Origin of the sequence: Isoptericola jiangsuensis (genome assembly GCF_048320105.1) — a bacterium.
Taxonomy (GTDB): Bacteria; Actinomycetota; Actinomycetes; order Actinomycetales; family Cellulomonadaceae; genus Isoptericola; species Isoptericola jiangsuensis_A.
Genome location: NZ_CP182942.1, coordinates 1,249,520 through 1,264,541, shown reverse-complemented (window position 1 = coordinate 1,264,541; position 15,022 = coordinate 1,249,520). Strand labels below are relative to the sequence as shown.

Sequence of the window (15,022 nt, the reverse complement as noted above, 5' to 3'; positions counted from 1 at the left end):
GAGCGGGGACCTGCCAGAAGCGACACGGTCCCCGCCCGGTGCTGTGCTCAGGTTGCTCAACGTCCGACCGCGTCAGACGTTCGCGATCTCGCACGCGGTGTCGACCGCGAAGCTCCTGTAGGGCGAGTAGTACCTCTTGCCAGAGTCGTCGGTGAACCACGACGTGTACGCGTTCGGGACGAGCGCTGAGCGCACGAGCTCGCCGCGCGCCTTCTTGTTGGCGTCGAGGTTGGTGCTGTAGGCCACCACGCGGGCGCTCGAATCCGACGGGTGGTCCTGCTTGTACGCCGAGCAGTTCGAGACCGCCCAGGCGTCGTCTGACGCGACGACGAGCCCTCCGGCGGCCAAGGCGGCCGCGAAGGTCAGGCCGATGACCTTCCTGCTGGATCGCGCGATTTCCACGCCAGCACCCTTCGTTGGATCGGATCTTCCATCGTGCACCGCCGAAGTTACCAAGAGTCAGGAGGGATGCAATCCGGGCCGGCGCGTTGCGAATCCGTGTTCGGGCCACACAAAGGCACACCGATCGCCTGCCATGCGGTCGGACCAGCGTTTGCCCTGTATTGAATTGTGTTCATCTCCTTGTCGCCTCTGCCCTCCATTTCAGTCGAAGTTGCGCGACGCCGCGCCAACCAGCGGTAGACGGACGGTTAAGACGCCCGCACGCCGCCCGTCGATAGGGGTAGTTGCCGGCAGTCGCGCTTCCACTACGCCATCCACGGCGATCGTTATCGACTCGTTACATTCAGTCCGGTAGCGACTGAGCCGGTAGCGACTGAGCAGCGCGCACCTGCCTCGAGGTTCGGCATCCCTCCTCGACGCCTCGCGTCTGCTCGAGGCCTCGAGCAGACGCGAGGCGACATTCGCCCGTCTCGGAAATCTGTAGGTTTCTGAGACGGTGGCGGTCGGTGGGCGGAGGCGTTGGGGATCCGCAGAAGAACCGCGCCAGTCGGTGCCGTCTCGGAAAGTCGTCTCACCCTCGGGGCGTCTCACAGAGGTGCGACTGACGGTTGGTGAGACAATCCGGTCATGGGCCGTCTCTTGGGGTACACGCGGGTCTCGACTGCCGAGCAGGGCCCGCGACTGCAGATTGATGCGCTGCTCGGCGCCGGGGTCGAGGCCCGGGACGTCTTCGGCGATGTCACCTCCGGGGCCAAGGCGGCATCGTCACGGCCAGGCATGGCTCGGCTGCTGGAGTACGCACACGACGGCGACACTGTAGTGGTGTGGCGGATTGATCGGCTCGGGCGATCGCTGCTGGACGTGCTGGCCACGGTCGACGACCTCGCAGCCCGGGGTATCGGGGTGAAGTCGCTGCAGGACAAGATCGACCCGACCACCTCCACGGGCAGGTTGCTGCTCGGGTTGCTGGGGTCGCTGGCGGAGTACGAGCGCGAGCTGATCACCGAGCGGGTCAACGCCGGGATCGCTGCGGCCAGGAACGCTGGCACCCGGTTCGGCCGCCCGCCCCTCGACCGGGTTGAAGTGGCGGAGAAGCTGCGGATCGTCGCCGAGGCCCGCGCGGCCGGCCGTACCGCGGCCGACGCCGCGAGGCTGGTCGGGTGGTCGAGGGCGACGCTCTACCGCCATCAAGCAGCGACTCAGACCGACACGTCCATCAAGGCGCCCACCGAGTCGCTTGCCGAGCCTCTCCCCGACGCCGTGTGAGGGCGTGTGGTGATGACGGTGCATGCGGTAGACGCGCTCGATCGGTGGCGGGTGCTGCGCCTGCACGTCGAGGACGGGATCCCGCTGACCGTGCTGGCCGACTCCTCGGGGGTGGGGCTACGGACGCTTCAGCGCTGGCACCACGCCTACCAAGCGGAAGGAGTCGCTGGGCTGGCGCCCCGTCGGCGCCGAGACGCGGGTGTGCGGCGCACACGGGCCGAGATCGTGTCCTTCGTCGAACGTCTGGCCCTGACCTGCCCGCGTCCGGCGATCGCAACACTGCACCGCCAGGCGATCGCCGAGGCCGAGCGGCAGGGAGTTTCCGCGCCGTCGTACGCGACCGTGCGGAACATCGTCGGGGCCCTGGACCCGGCACTGGTGACTCTCGCCCTGGAAGGGCCGGAGTCCTACCGGGACAAGCACGAGCTGGTCTACCGGTTCCGCGCCGCCCGGCCGAACGCAACCTGGAAGGCTGACCACACCGAGCTCGACATCCTGATCCTCGGCGCCGACGGGAAGCCTCAGCGCCCGTGGCTGACCACCGTGATCGACGACTACTCCCGCGCGGTGTGCGGGTACATGGTCTTCACCGGGGCGCCGTCGGCGATCAACACGGCGCTGGTGCTGCGGCAGGCGATCTGGCGCAAGTCCGAACCTGCCTGGGCGATGTGCGGGATCCCGGACGTCCTGCACGTCGATCACGGGTCGGACTTCACCAGCCGGCACCTGGAGTACACCGCCCTCGGGCTGAAGATGCGGCTCATCTTCTCTCGCATCGCCCGCCCGCAGGGGCGCGGGAAGGTCGAACGCTTCTTCGGCACGGTCAACACCGAACTGCTGGCCACCCTGCCCGGCCACCTCGCGCCGGGCGCACGCACGCCGACGCCCACCCTGGGCCTGCCGGCCCTGGACCAGGAGATCGGAGCGTTCGTCGGCCGGTACAACGAACGGCCCCACCCCGAGATCGGAGCCAGCCCGAAACAGGCGTGGGTAGGCGAGGGATGGCTACCGCGCATGCCCGAGTCCCTCACCGAGCTCGACGGTCTGCTGCTGACCGTGCCCAAGCACCGCACCGTGCAATGCGACGGCATCCACTTCCAGGGCCTGCGATACATGTCCACAACTCTGGTCCCGTACGTCGGGCGGCCCGTCACGATCCGGTACGACTCGCGCGACGTCTCGGAGATCTGGGTCTACGACCGCGACGAGTTCGTGTGCGTCGCCATCGACGAGCAGCACCCCAACCAGCGCCTCAGCCTGCGCGAGATCGAGACCGCCCGGCGAGCTCGCCGCCGCGACCTGCGTCGCCAGATCAACGACCGGATCCCCGTCGCGACCATGCGCGAGGAGCCCAGCACCCGCCAAGTGCCGTCGCGCCGGGTCAAGCTGCGCACCTACGAAACCGAATGACGGGGCAGACTGATGGGCTTCATCGCCACCAAGGAACACCGCCGCTTCTGCGAGTTCGCCACCGCCGTGCGCAAGGAAGCCACGATCGGGATCTGCCATGGCGACGCCGGAGTCGGCAAGACCCAGTCAGCAAGCCGCTACGCCCACTGGAACACCCTCGGCCCCTTCATCACCGAGTGGGGGCGCCGCACCGACGACGACCTTAAGTACTACGCCGCCGCGAACCGCACGCGCACCGTCTTCTACACCCCCGAGGTCATGCCCCGGCACCGCGAGATCATGCGGGACATCGACCTGCTGCGCACCAGGCTCGGCGTCTGCGTCGACGAACACCGCCGCGCCGCCGGCAGCGGGACCGGCAAAGGGGGCACGAGCGACCTGCGCCGGTGGACCGAGCTGCTGATCATCGACGAGGCCGAGCGCTTGACCCCCACGATCCTGGAGATCCTCCGCGACCTCCACGACCGCCAACAGGTCCCGATCCTCTTCATCGGGATGCCCGGCATCGACAAAAGGTTCGCACACTACCCGCAGCTGTACTCCCGACTCGGGTTCTCCCACCAATACCGGACCCTCGGTCGCGAGGAGCTGCTGTTCGTCCTCGGACGGTACTGGAAACAACTGGGCCTGAGCCTCGACCCCGAAGACTTCACCGACGCCCAGGCCATCGCGACGATCGAACGCATCACCCGCGGCAACTTCCGCCTCCTGGAACGACTCTTCCCCCAGATCTCCCGCGTGCTGAAGATCAACCAGCTGCAATCCATCACCGACGACGTCGTCGAAGCCGCCGCGAGCATCCTGGTCATCGGAAACTGACGATGCGGCTCGGATACGCCCGCCCCAGCCACCAGGGCCCCGACCTGACCGCGCAACTCCAGGCACTCCACGGCGCCGGAGCTGAACGAATCTGGGAAGAACGTGAACTTGGCACGCAGTCCCGGCAGCCGCTCCTGGACGACCTGCTGCTACAGCTACGCCACGGCGACGCCCTGATCGTGCTCCGCCTGGACCGCCTCGCCCGCAGCCTGCACCACCTCGCGCTGATCGCCACCACGATCCGGGAGCGCGGCGCGGACCTGATCAGCCTGACCGACGCCATCGACACCACCACACCCGACGGCCGGATCTTCTTCCACGCCGTAGGAATCGCTGACGACCTCGAGCGAACCCTCCTCGCTGAGGACACCATCAGCGGACTGAATGACGCCCGAGCCCGAGGCGTCCAGCTCGGCCGGCCGCGAGTCCTGACACCCGAACAGATCGAGCAAGCCCGACGCCTTCTCACTGAGCCCGGCGCCACGACGACGAGCGTCGCTGAACACATGGGAGTGTCCCGATCCACCATCAACCGACACGCCCTGCCAGTCGTCGAGGACACGGGCACGGTGCTGCCGGCAGTTGCGCCTCCGCCCGAGGCGCCGCGCGGCGGACGGCACGCCACGTAGCGATCACAGAGGACCGCCATCGACTGCTCAACTCCACACCGCCGGGCCGCCGAACCGGCGACCTGCGGGGCTCAGGTGAGCGTGACCTCCACCGTCGGGATGGCGGGGTCGCCCGCCGACAGCCGGCGTGCCCCGCGGGGCAGCTCGGCCCGGGAGAGCCGGTGGCGCTGCACCGCGTTCTCCACGCCGTAGGCCCCGACCCACCGCGAGTCGACCGCTCCGTCGGTGACCAGCGGCACCTGGAGCTGGCGCAGCTCGCCCGCCGAGTCACCGTCCGTGCCGTCCGGCTCCCACGCCACGACCGCCTCGTCGGGCCCCGTGACCAGGACCTCCTCGACCGCGCGACCGTCGTCGTCCAGGCGCCGTGCGGCGGCCTTGCGCCCGCCCCGGCTCGTCTTGAGGGTGGACGCCTTGGCGACCGGCTGCAGCACGCCCTCCGAGTCCGCGCGGGCGACCAGCTTGTAGACCATGCCGCACGTCGGCGCGCCCGAACCGGTGACCAGGGACGTGCCCACGCCGTAGGAGTCGACCGGCGCGGCGGCGAGGCCGGCGATCGCGTACTCGTCGAGGTCGGAGCTGACGACGATCTTCGTGCCGTGCGCACCGAGCTGGTCGAGCTGGGCGCGCACCTCGACCGCCAGGACGCCCAGGTCGCCGGAGTCGAGCCGGACGGCCCCCAGCGAGGTGCCCGCGGCCTCGATCGCCCGCTCGACCCCGCGACGCACGTCGTAGGTGTCCACGAGCAGCGTGGTGCCGACCCCGCCGGAGGCGACCTGCGAGACGAAGGCCGAGGTCTCGTCGTCGTGCAGCAGCGTGAAGGCGTGCGCCGCGGTGCCGATGGTGTCGACGCCGTAGCGGTAGCCGGCCTCGAGGTTGGACGTCCCGGCGAAGCCGGCGACGACGGCGGCCCGCGCCGCCGCGACGGCCGCCTGCTCGTGCGTGCGCCGCGCCCCCATCTCGAGGCACGGGCGGTCCACGGCGGCGCTGGTCATGCGGGAGGCGGCCGACGCGATCGCGGAGTCGTGGTTGAGGATGCTCAGCACGAGCGTCTCCAGCAGGACCGCCTCGGCGAACGTGCCCTCGACCTGCAGGACGGGAGAGCTGGGGAAGAACGTCTCGCCCTCGGCGTACCCGGTGACCGTGCCGGTGAAGCGGTAGCCGCGCAGGAAGTCGAGGGTGCGGTCGTCCACCACGCCGGCGCGCTCCAGGAACGTCAGCTCGGCCTCGCCGAACCGGAACGCGGGCAGCGCCTCCAGCACGCGTCCGGTCCCGGCCAGCACGCCGTAGCGGCGTCCGGCGGGCAGGCGTCGGGTGAAGACCTCGAAGACGCAGTGCCGGTGCGCGGTGCCGTCCGCGAGCGCGGCCTGCAGCATCGTCAGCTCGTAGCGGTCCGTCAGGAGCGCGAGCGACGGGCGTACGGCGGGCAGCGGGGCGGCGGGCAGCGACTGGGGCGCGGCGATCGTCGCGAGGGGGGTGGGCGGAGCTCCGTCGCCCCGGAACGCATCGGTCATGGGCCCACGGTAGAGGCACGCCGCCCACCAGGCCCGCTCGACCCGCCCTGCGGACACCCTGGTGGTGGTGCCCCTAGGGTGGTGGCGTGACCGCCACGATGTCGGAGACCGAGCAGGACACCAGGGTCGCCGCGGCGACCCTGGCCGACGACCCCTGGATCACGATCGTCTGGAACGATCCCGTGAACCTCATGACCTACGTGAGCTACGTCTTCGAGAGCTACTTCGGCTACCCGCAGGCCAAGGCCCGCAAGCTGATGATGCAGGTCCACCAGGAGGGCCGCGCCGTGGTCTCGACAGGACCGCGCGAACGGATGGAGGTCGACGTCCAGGCGATGCACGGGTTCGGCCTGTGGGCCACCATGCAGCAGACCGGGGACCCCGGTGGCACGGGCGAGGGGGACGGCGCATGACCCCGTTCCGTGCCACGCCCGCCGGTTACGTCGCGACGTGGGAGCCCGTCGAACGGCAGGTGCTCGCCCGGGTCGCGCGTGATGTGGCCGAGCTGCTGCGGGCCGACGCCGGGCTGCCCGACGACGCGACCGACGTCGACCTGGCGTTCACGGGCGTCTCGCGGGTGCCCCGTGACCCGGCGGTGCAGCGCCTCCTGCCGGACGCCCACCGCGACGACGCCGACGTCGCCGCCGAGTTCCGTCACCTGACGCAGACGGACCTGGCGGCGGGCAAGGTCAACCGCCTGCTGGCGTTCGCGGGGACGGTGGACCCGGACGGAGCCCCTGACGACGAACCGGACGGTGCCGCTGTCGGGACCCGGGCGTCCGGCCCGGACGCGCCCGGTGACATCGACGCCGCGGACGCCGGGGTGCGGACCGGCGGCGCTGCCTCCACCGGTGCGGACCAGGTGCTCGTGGCGCGCGACGCGGCGTCCGACTTCGCCGGTGCGCTGACCGACGTGCGGCTCGTGCTCGCCGAACGGCTGGCGCTCGACGACGACGACGCCGTCGAACGGCTGCACCACCTCGTCCTGGCGGGCGGCGACGACCCCCGCGACGACGAGCACGACCACGGCGGCGGCATCGACGACGGCGGCGGCATCGACGACGAGCAGGATGCCGGTCCGGACGCCGAGCAGCGCTTCTACTGGGGCGGCGTGTTCGTCGCCGCGGGTTTCGCCCAGGAGTCCCTCACCGAGGAGATGCTGGCGGACCTGCGGGCCCGGCGTGACCCGTCCTGACGGACCGTGCGCCGGACCGCGCGCCGCGACCGCGCCGACGACGTCGCTGTGGTGCGCGCCACGCGTGTCCCCGCTCACCACCAGCGGTGACGGCCGCCGTCCGCGGATAGGCTGCCAGCCGTGAACGACGCCCCGATCGGGATCTTCGACAGCGGGGTGGGCGGTCTGACGGTCGCCCGCTCGGTGCTCGACCAGCTCCCTCACGAACAGCTGCACTACATCGGCGACACGGCCAACGGCCCCTACGGGCCCAAGCCGCTCGCCGCCGTGCGGGCGATGGCGCTGGCCGTCATGGACCAGCTCGTCGACGACGGCGTCAAGATGCTCGTCATCGCCTGCAACTCCGCCTCCGCCGTGGCGCTGCGCGACGCCCGCGAGCGCTACACGGTGCGTCGGGGCATCCCCGTGGTGGAGGTGATCCTGCCGGCCGCGCGCCGTGCGGTGGTCGCCTCGCGCTCGGGCCGGATCGGTGTCATCGGCACCAAGGCCACCGTCGACTCCCTGGCGTACGACGACGCGTTCGCGGTCACGCCGGGTCTGGAGATCACCAGCCGCGCCTGTCCGGAGTTCGTGCGTCTGGTGGAGCAGGGCACGACGTCGGGCCCGGAGGCGCTGGCCATCGCGGGCGACTACCTGGCGCCGATCAAGGCGGCCGGGGTCGACACGCTGGTGCTGGGCTGCACGCACTACCCGTTGCTGACCGGGCCGATCTCCTACGTGATGGGGCAGGACGTCACGCTGGTGTCCTCGGCGGAGGAGACGGCCAACGACGTCTACCGCAAGCTGGTCGCCCACGACCTGGAGCGTTCCCCGCAGGCCGCGCCGCCCGTGCACCGGTTCGCCGCCACGGGCAGCCCGGAGCCGTTCGAGCAGCTCGCCCGCCGGTTCCTCGGCCCGGAGGTCACCCTGGTGGAGGCCGCATGAGGCTCGTGACCGTGGGCGTGTCGGGGTCGATGCCGGGACCGGCGTCCCCGGCGTCGTGCTACCTGGTGCAGGCCGAGGACGGCGAGCGCCGCTGGAACGTGGTCCTCGACCTGGGTTCCGGGTCGCTGGGGGCGCTGCAGCGGCACGTCGACCCGGCGGAGCTCGACGCCGTCGCCCTGTCGCACCTGCACCCCGACCACTGCGCCGACCTGTCCGGGCTGTACGTGTACCTGCGCTACCACCCGGGTCACGGGTCGCAGACCACCGGGGCGCCGCGCCGGCTGCCGGTGGTGGGTCCGGTGGACACGCGCGAGCGCGCCGCCGCGATGTACGGGCTGGAGCCCGCCGAGCACATGGACGCCGAGTACCGGTTCTGCACGTGGACGCCCACCGAGCCGGTGACGGTGGGGCCGATGACGCTGGAGGCGTTCGCCGTGAACCACCCGATCGAGGCGTACGGCATCCGTGTCACGGGGCCCTCGACGCAGCGACCGGGGGAGCGGGCGACGCTCGTGTACTCCGGTGACACCGACACGTGCGCGTCCCTGGTCGAGGCGTCCCGCGGGGCCGACCTGCTGCTCTGCGAGGCGGCCTTCCAGGAGGGGCGCGACGACGGGATCGAGGGGATCCATCTCACCGGTCGCCGCGCGGGAAGGGTCGCCGCCGACGCCGCGGCGGCGCGGCTGCTGCTGACGCACCTGCAGCCGTGGACGGATCCTGAGGTGGTGCTGGGCGAGGCCCGTGCCGAGTACGCCGGCCCGGCGGAGGTCGCCACGGCCGGCGGGACGTACCTGCTGTGAGCGTGGGACGGTGAGCGCGGCGGACGGGCGCCGGGCACCGGTGTGGCCGGCGGTGGTGTGCGACCTGCTGTGCGTGACGGTGTTCGCCCTGGTCGGGACGGCGAACCACGGCACGGGCGGGCAGGCCGGTCACGTGGTGGGCGTGGCGGTGCCGTTCCTCGTGGGGCTCGCCGCGGGCTGGGTCGGCGCCCGTGCGTGGCGCGACCCGGCACGCCCGTGGCCCACGGGCGTGGCCGTGTGGTGCGCGACGGTGGTCGGCGGGCTGGTGCTGCGGCCGCTGCTCGGGGGCGGGCTGGAGTGGTCGTTCGCGCTGGTGACGGCGGGGTTCCTGGCGCTGACGATGCTCGGCTGGCGGCTGCTCGCCGGGCAGATGCTGCGGCGTCGTCCCCGCGCCTGACCGCGGTCGTGCAGCGCCCGGCGGGCCGGAGCCGCGAGCGGGGCTGCGTCAGAGGGCGTCGGCGACCGCCGGGGCCAGCGCCCGCAGGGCCTTGCCGCGGTGGCTGATCGCGTTCTTCTCCTCCGGGGTGAGCTCGGCCGACGTCCGCGTGCCCGGCGTCCCGTCCGGGCCGACCGGCTGTTCCGCCGGCACGAGGACCGGGTCGTAGCCGAAGCCGTGCTCACCGCGGGGCTCGCGCACGAGCACGCCGGGCATCTCGCCGAGCGCGACCTCCTCGCGCCCGTCGGGCGTCACGAGCGCCGCGGCGCACACGAAGGCGGCCGTGCGGTGCTCGTCGCGCACGTCCCCGAGCTGGGCGAGCAGCAGGCCGAGGTTCGCGACGTCGTCCCCGTGACGTCCGGCCCACCGGGCGGAGAAGATCCCGGGCGCACCCCCGAGGACGTCGACGCTCAGCCCCGAGTCGTCGGCGACGGCGGGCAGGCCGGTCGCCAGGGCGAGGGCGCGGGCCTTGACGAGCGCGTTCTCGGCGAACGTCACGCCGTCCTCGACCGGCTCGGGCGCACCCAGGTCGCCCGCCGTCACCACGGCGTCGTCGGCGAGCCCGTCCAGCCCGGGCTGGGCGCGCAGGATCGCCAGCAGCTCCACGAGCTTCTTGCGGTTGTGCGAGGCCAGGACCAGGCGGGCGCCCGGCGGGACCACGACCGTCACAGGTCGCCGTCCAGGGCCTCGCGCTGGATCCGGGTCAGCTCGGCGGTGCCGGCGACGGCGAGATCGAGCAGCGCGTCCAGCTCGGCACGGTCGAACGGCGCGTGCTCGGCGGTGCCCTGCACCTCGACGAACGCCCCGGACCCGGTGGTGACGACGTTCATGTCGGTGTCGGCGCGCACGTCCTCGACGTACGGCAGGTCGAGCATGGGGACGCCGTCGATGATGCCGACGCTGACGGCGGCCACCGAGTCGGTCAGGACCTGCTTGCCGCCCTTGACGTGCCCGTGGCGGGTGCCCCACGCGACCGCGTCGGCGAGCGCCACGTAGGCGCCGGTGATCGCGGCGGTGCGGGTGCCGCCGTCGGCCTGCAGGACGTCGCAGTCCAGCACGATCGTGTTCTCGCCGAGCGCGCTGACGTCGACGACGGCGCGCAGGGCACGCCCGATGAGGCGGGAGATCTCGTGGGTGCGGCCGCCGATCTTGCCCTTGACGGACTCGCGCTGGCTGCGCTCGTTGGTGGCGCGGGGGAGCATGGCGTACTCGGCGGTGACCCAGCCCTCGCCGGAGCCCTTCTTCCAGCGGGGCACGCCCTCGGTGAACGAGGCGGTGCACAGCACCCGTGTGCTGCCGAACTCGACGAGCACGGATCCTTCGGCGTTCTGGGTCCAGCCGCGCGAGATGGTCACGGGGCGGAGCTGGTCGGGGGTGCGGCCGTCGTGGCGAGTCGTCATGGAACTCACCCTATGCGCGCCGACCTCACAGGCCGAAGCGGCGGCGCAGCTCGCGGGCGTGACGGCGGGCGACCTCGACCCGGGAACGCTGACGGTCGTCCATCACGACGACCAGCGCCCCCTGGAAGTCGGGCACCAGCTCGCGCACGTGGTCGAGGTTGACCAGGTAGGACCGGTGCGCCCGGAAGAAGTGCCCCCGCAGGCGCCGCTCCAGCTCGTTGAGGGACATCGTCACCAGCAGCCGTTCGTCGGCGAGCTTGAGGTAGGAGTACCCGCGCGCGGCGCTCGCGTACACGATGGAGGCGCCGTCCACGAGCACGGTGCGACCGTCCTTCTGCACGGGGATCCGCACCAGGGAGTCGTCCTGCGTCGACGACGCCGTCGTGGTCGGGTCCGCCGTCGACCCGCCGGCCGGACCTGCCGGGCTCGACGACGCCGGCGCGGCCGGGCTCGACGCCGTCTCGGCGCCGCCGTCCGGCCCCAGCGCCCGCTCGATCGCGCGGGCCAGGCGTTCGGCGTCGAACGGCTTGAGCAGGTAGTCCGCGGCCGCGAGGTCGAAGGCGTCCACGGCGTGGTCGGGGTAGGCCGTGGTGAAGATGACCTTGGGGGCCTCGGCACGCCCCTGCAGCGCGGCGGCCACGTCGAGCCCGGACCCGCCGGGCATGCGCACGTCCAGCAGCACCAGGTCGTAGTCCACCGAGCCCAGCAGGAGCAGCGCCTCCTCGCCGTTGGTCGCCTCGCCCACCACCTGGACCTGCCCGACCTCCTCGAGCAGGTAGCGCAGCTCCGCGCGGGCGGGGGCCTCGTCGTCGACGATCAGGGCCTTGGGTCGCACGCGCGTCACCTTAGCGGGATCTTCAGGTCGACGGTGGTGCCCTTGCCGGGCGAGGAGGCGACGTCGAACGTGTAGCGGTCGCCGAACAGGGCGTCCAGCCGCTGGGAGATGTTCCACAATCCCACCCCCGAGTGCTTCGAGGTGCCGTCGGCCTGCCCCGGACGCCGGCCTGCCAGCAGCCTCTCCAGCACCTCCGGCGCCATCCCCGCCCCGTCGTCGGACACCCGGATCGACGTGGTGCGCGTCAGCGGGTCCACCCGCGTGCGCAGGTGCACGGTGCCGCCCGTGACCGAGTCCGCCACGCCGTGCTTGACGGCGTTCTCCACCAGCGGCTGGATCACCAGCACCGGCACGCGACTGGTCAGCACCTGCGGGTCGATGTCGTAGCGCACCGTCAGCCGGTCCCCGAACCGCGCCTGCTCCAGCGACACGTACGTGCGCACGAAGAAGTACTCCTGGCTGAACTCGGCGAAGTGGCCGTCCTGCCGCACCGCGTACCGGAAGAAGTCGCTCAGGCGCAGCAGCAGCTGGCGCGCCTCGTCGGGGTCGGTGCGCGACTTCGAGGCGATCGTGTTGAGGATGTTGAACAGGAAGTGCGGGTTGATCTGCGCCCGCAGCGCGTCGAGCTTCGCGTCCGCGGCGAGGTGGCGCTCGCGGTCCATCTCCGCCAGCTCCAGGTGCAGCGACAGCATCGAGGCCATGTCGTCGACCAGCACGCGCGGCGGCGGCTCGTCGTGGACGCGGTACACCTTGAGCGTCCCGACGACCCGCTCACCGATGGCCAGGGGCGCCACGACGGCGGTGCGCAGCGGGCAGTCGGGTTCGGGGCATCCGATGCCGTCGCGGGCGTGCACGACGACGGTGCGCCGCTTGCCGAGCGCGACCTTGGCGATGCGGGTCTGCAGGCCGCCGCCGACGTGGTGGTGGTCCGCGCCCGGCCCGACGAACGCGAGGACCTGCTCGGTGTCGGTGATGGCGATGGCGTCACCGCCGAGCAGCGGCCGGATGAGCTGGGCGGTGCGGCGTGCGGCGTCCGGGGTGAGGCCGTGGCGCAGCGGCACGGAGCGACCGGCGGCGGCGATCGTCAGACCGTCGCGCACGCCGCGCGGGTCCTTCGGCGCCTGGGTCGGCCGCGGGGGGCGTGCGGCGCGGGGGCCGCGCAGCGCGGACGGGTAGCCGAGCACGACGACGGTGCTCACCACGACGCCGGCGACCACGGTCGCCAGGGGCGCCAGCGGTGGGGTCACGAGCACCTGGGTGACCAGGTAGACGACCGCCCAGGCACCGGCCAGGACGGCCGCCAGCAGCGGGCTACCGGCGCGCACGGCGCACCTCCCGTCGTCGTCGGCCCTCCGCGACCACGAGCCGGGCGAGACGTTCGGCCCGGCGGTCGGCGGCGGTGCCGTGCATGATCAACCACGACTCCTCGACGTCGGGCGGGGGAGCAGTGCGCCGGGAGACCAGCACCGTCACGGCGGCGGCGAGCGGGGCGGCCACCAGGGTGGGCGTCACGAGGACCTCGTCCAGGAGCCCGCCGTCCGCCAGCGCCCCCGTGGTGAACATCGCGACGGCCGCGGTCAGCCCGGTGAGCATGCCCGTCACGGCGCCGCGCGCCGTCGTGCGCCGCCACCAGATCGCCAGGATGAACACCGGGGTGAGGGCGGACCCGGCGATCGCGAACGCCCACGTGACCATCGTGGCCACGATGGACGGGGTGACGCCGTCGAACGTGCCCGGCCGCAGCGTCAGACCGAGCACGGCCGCCGCGCAGGCGGTCAGCAGCGTGAACACCCGCCCGGCCAGCACGGCCTGGCGCTGCGTCGCCCGCGGGTTGATGTGCCGTTCGTACACGTCGTGGCCCCACGAGGCGGCGGCCGCCAGGAGCAGCCCGGCCACGGTCGACAGCACCGCGATGAGGGCGGCGGCGGCCACCACGCCCATGCCGGCGTCCCCGCCGAAGATCCGTCCCAGGACGGGCAGCGCGTGCTCCGGGGTGGTCAGGACGCCGTCGACGGTGAGCTCCCGGAGCCACGGGTGGTCGTCCACGGCGGCGGGCACGAGCTCGCGGGCGGCGGTGCCGAGCATGACGGCCAGCGAGTAGAACACGCCCGCCAGGCACAGCACCCACACCGTCGTGGTCCGTGCCGCCGAACCGGTGGGGGACGTGAAGTACCGGTTCATGACGTGCGGCAGTCCTGCCGTGCCCATCGCGAGGGTGACGATGAGGGCGAACTGGCCGAGCCCGCCGTACCGGGCACCGGGCTCGCCGAACACGGCCGGCTCACCGGGGTGCAGCGCGCTCTGCTCCGGGACGACGTCGCCGTCGGTCGCGTTGCCGAGCGGTTCGGTCGAGATGTGCGACACGGCGTCGCCGTAGTCGAACCCCTCGGCCACCACGGTCGCGGCGAGCCACACCAGGGCGGCGAGCAGCAGCAGGAACTGCACGGCCTGTGTCCACGTCGTCCCGCGCATCCCGCCGAACGCCACCAGGGCGGCCACGACGGCGGTCGACACGAGGATCCCCGTCGCGTACGGGGACAGGCCGCCGATCCCCTCGCCCACGAGCAGCTCCCAGGTGATCCCCGACCCGACGGTCTGGGGCACCAGGTAGGACAGGATGATGATCTGCACGACGCCGACGGCCACCAGGCGCACCTTCTCCGAGCCGAGCCGGCGTCCGAGGAAGTCCGGGATGGAGAACTCCCCGAACCGGCGCAGGGGGGCGGCGACGAACAGCAGCACGGGCACGAATCCGGCCGCGAACCCCACGGCGTACCAGGCGCCGTCGAGCCCGGTGGCGTACACCGCGGCCGCGACCCCCAGGAACGACGCCGCCGAGAAGTAGTCGCCGCAGATGGCCCACGCGTTCGTGGCCACGCCGACCCGCTGGCCCGCGAGGTAGAAGTCGACGGTCGAGGTGCCGCGCGGTCGCGTCAGCACCGCCACGGCCAGCACCACCGCCAGCACCCCGAGGAGCGTCCCCGTCCCGGCGCCGGTCACGGCGCCTGGTCCTCGAACGGTCGCGCGGTGGCGTCGTCGGACCCGGGGGCGTCGTCACCGCCGAGCATGCGCTGCTCGACGGCGGACGACAGCCGGGCGGCCGCGAGCCCCAGGACGGCGAAGAAGACGTACAGCCCGAACGCCGCGACGAGGAAGCCCGGGCTCATGCCGCCCACGAGCCGTGCCGTCGACCACCAGTCCAGCGTCAGGGAGAGCACGGGGAAGGCTGCCACGACGAGCAGGAACACGGCGAAGTAGCCCACCGCGACGCGCCGCAGCGTGCGGAAGGTGGCGTCCACCTCCGCCGCCGTGTCGCGGGCGTCGACGTCGTCGTCCATGTCGGTGCACACTACGGAGCGCGGCGCCCGGAGGAAAGGCCTCCACGGGGGGTGCGG

17 protein-coding genes are annotated in these 15,022 nt (G+C 72.4%); 9 read left to right on the top strand and 8 right to left on the bottom strand.

The annotated features are described in order from the left end of the window. Positions 1 to 72 precede the first annotated feature (72 nt). Positions 73 to 402, bottom strand: coding sequence for a hypothetical protein (locus ACNHYB_RS05980; protein ID WP_418277493.1), 330 nt, complete (start codon positions 400 to 402; stop codon positions 73 to 75). 627 nt (positions 403 to 1,029) lie between these two features. Here ACNHYB_RS05980 and ACNHYB_RS05975 point away from each other — a divergent pair. From ACNHYB_RS05975 to ACNHYB_RS05960, 4 genes are read left to right on the top strand one after another with little or no spacing between them, the layout of a single operon-like run. Continuing rightward, a complete protein-coding gene (locus ACNHYB_RS05975) occupies positions 1,030 to 1,668 on the top strand; it encodes a recombinase family protein (protein ID WP_418277492.1) in 639 nt (212 codons plus the stop codon). 12 nt (positions 1,669 to 1,680) lie between these two features. Beyond that, positions 1,681 to 3,078, top strand: a complete 1,398-nt coding sequence (locus ACNHYB_RS05970; protein ID WP_418277491.1) for a Mu transposase C-terminal domain-containing protein — start codon at positions 1,681 to 1,683, stop codon at positions 3,076 to 3,078. A 12-nt stretch (positions 3,079 to 3,090) separates the two neighbouring features. Continuing rightward, on the top strand, positions 3,091 to 3,897 hold the full coding sequence (locus ACNHYB_RS05965) for an AAA family ATPase (RefSeq protein WP_418277490.1): 807 nt from the start codon (positions 3,091 to 3,093) through the stop codon (positions 3,895 to 3,897). 2 nt (positions 3,898 to 3,899) lie between these two features. After that, positions 3,900 to 4,526, top strand: a complete 627-nt coding sequence (locus ACNHYB_RS05960; RefSeq protein ID WP_098462614.1) for a recombinase family protein — start codon at positions 3,900 to 3,902, stop codon at positions 4,524 to 4,526. Positions 4,527 to 4,597: 71 nt separating this feature from the next. Here ACNHYB_RS05960 and ACNHYB_RS05955 read toward each other — a convergent pair whose 3' ends face one another. Next, positions 4,598 to 6,037 (bottom strand): nicotinate phosphoribosyltransferase, encoded by a 1,440-nt coding sequence (locus tag ACNHYB_RS05955; protein WP_418277489.1) that lies wholly within the window; start codon positions 6,035 to 6,037, stop codon positions 4,598 to 4,600. A gap of 98 nt (positions 6,038 to 6,135) precedes the next feature. On the opposite strand from ACNHYB_RS05955, the gene clpS reads away from it, so the two are divergent. The 5 genes from clpS (at position 6,136) to ACNHYB_RS05930 (ending at position 9,353) form a co-directional block, all read left to right on the top strand. Next, on the top strand, positions 6,136 to 6,450 hold the full coding sequence (clpS, locus tag ACNHYB_RS05950; protein WP_418278000.1) for an ATP-dependent Clp protease adapter ClpS: 315 nt from the start codon (positions 6,136 to 6,138) through the stop codon (positions 6,448 to 6,450). Further along, on the top strand, positions 6,447 to 7,232 hold the full coding sequence (locus ACNHYB_RS05945; protein WP_418277488.1) for a DUF2017 family protein: 786 nt from the start codon (positions 6,447 to 6,449) through the stop codon (positions 7,230 to 7,232). Before clpS ends, ACNHYB_RS05945 begins: the two co-directional genes overlap by 4 nt. A 120-nt stretch (positions 7,233 to 7,352) precedes the next feature. Continuing rightward, positions 7,353 to 8,156 (top strand): glutamate racemase, encoded by an 804-nt coding sequence (murI, locus tag ACNHYB_RS05940; protein WP_418277486.1) that lies wholly within the window; start codon positions 7,353 to 7,355, stop codon positions 8,154 to 8,156. Beyond that, positions 8,153 to 8,956 (top strand): MBL fold metallo-hydrolase, encoded by an 804-nt coding sequence (locus tag ACNHYB_RS05935; protein ID WP_418277485.1) that lies wholly within the window; start codon positions 8,153 to 8,155, stop codon positions 8,954 to 8,956. Before murI ends, ACNHYB_RS05935 begins: the two co-directional genes overlap by 4 nt. A gap of 10 nt (positions 8,957 to 8,966) precedes the next feature. Further along, positions 8,967 to 9,353, top strand: a complete 387-nt coding sequence (locus tag ACNHYB_RS05930; RefSeq protein ID WP_418277484.1) for a DUF3054 domain-containing protein — start codon at positions 8,967 to 8,969, stop codon at positions 9,351 to 9,353. 48 nt (positions 9,354 to 9,401) lie between these two features. Here the strand turns inward: ACNHYB_RS05930 and ACNHYB_RS05925 are convergent, their stop codons facing one another. Genes ACNHYB_RS05925 through ACNHYB_RS05900 form a run of 6 tightly spaced genes read right to left on the bottom strand, consistent with a single transcriptional unit; the run spans position 9,402 to position 14,965 of the window. Then, complete coding sequence (locus tag ACNHYB_RS05925; RefSeq protein ID WP_418277483.1) at positions 9,402 to 10,061, bottom strand: non-canonical purine NTP pyrophosphatase; 660 nt, start codon at positions 10,059 to 10,061, stop codon at positions 9,402 to 9,404. After that, positions 10,058 to 10,792: a ribonuclease PH gene (gene rph / locus ACNHYB_RS05920; RefSeq protein WP_418277482.1), complete on the bottom strand. Its 735-nt coding sequence runs from the start codon at positions 10,790 to 10,792 to the stop codon at positions 10,058 to 10,060. The genes ACNHYB_RS05925 and rph overlap by 4 nt, the downstream gene beginning before the upstream one ends. A gap of 25 nt (positions 10,793 to 10,817) precedes the next feature. Continuing rightward, a complete protein-coding gene (locus ACNHYB_RS05915) occupies positions 10,818 to 11,627 on the bottom strand; it encodes a LytR/AlgR family response regulator transcription factor (RefSeq protein ID WP_418277481.1) in 810 nt (269 codons plus the stop codon). 5 nt (positions 11,628 to 11,632) lie between these two features. Further along, positions 11,633 to 12,952: a sensor histidine kinase gene (locus tag ACNHYB_RS05910; RefSeq protein ID WP_418277480.1), complete on the bottom strand. Its 1,320-nt coding sequence runs from the start codon at positions 12,950 to 12,952 to the stop codon at positions 11,633 to 11,635. Continuing rightward, positions 12,939 to 14,627, bottom strand: a complete 1,689-nt coding sequence (locus ACNHYB_RS05905; RefSeq protein WP_418277479.1) for a cation acetate symporter — start codon at positions 14,625 to 14,627, stop codon at positions 12,939 to 12,941. The genes ACNHYB_RS05910 and ACNHYB_RS05905 overlap by 14 nt, the downstream gene beginning before the upstream one ends. Further along, positions 14,624 to 14,965: a hypothetical protein gene (locus tag ACNHYB_RS05900; RefSeq protein ID WP_418277478.1), complete on the bottom strand. Its 342-nt coding sequence runs from the start codon at positions 14,963 to 14,965 to the stop codon at positions 14,624 to 14,626. Before ACNHYB_RS05900 ends, ACNHYB_RS05905 begins: the two co-directional genes overlap by 4 nt. Positions 14,966 to 15,022 lie beyond the last annotated feature (57 nt).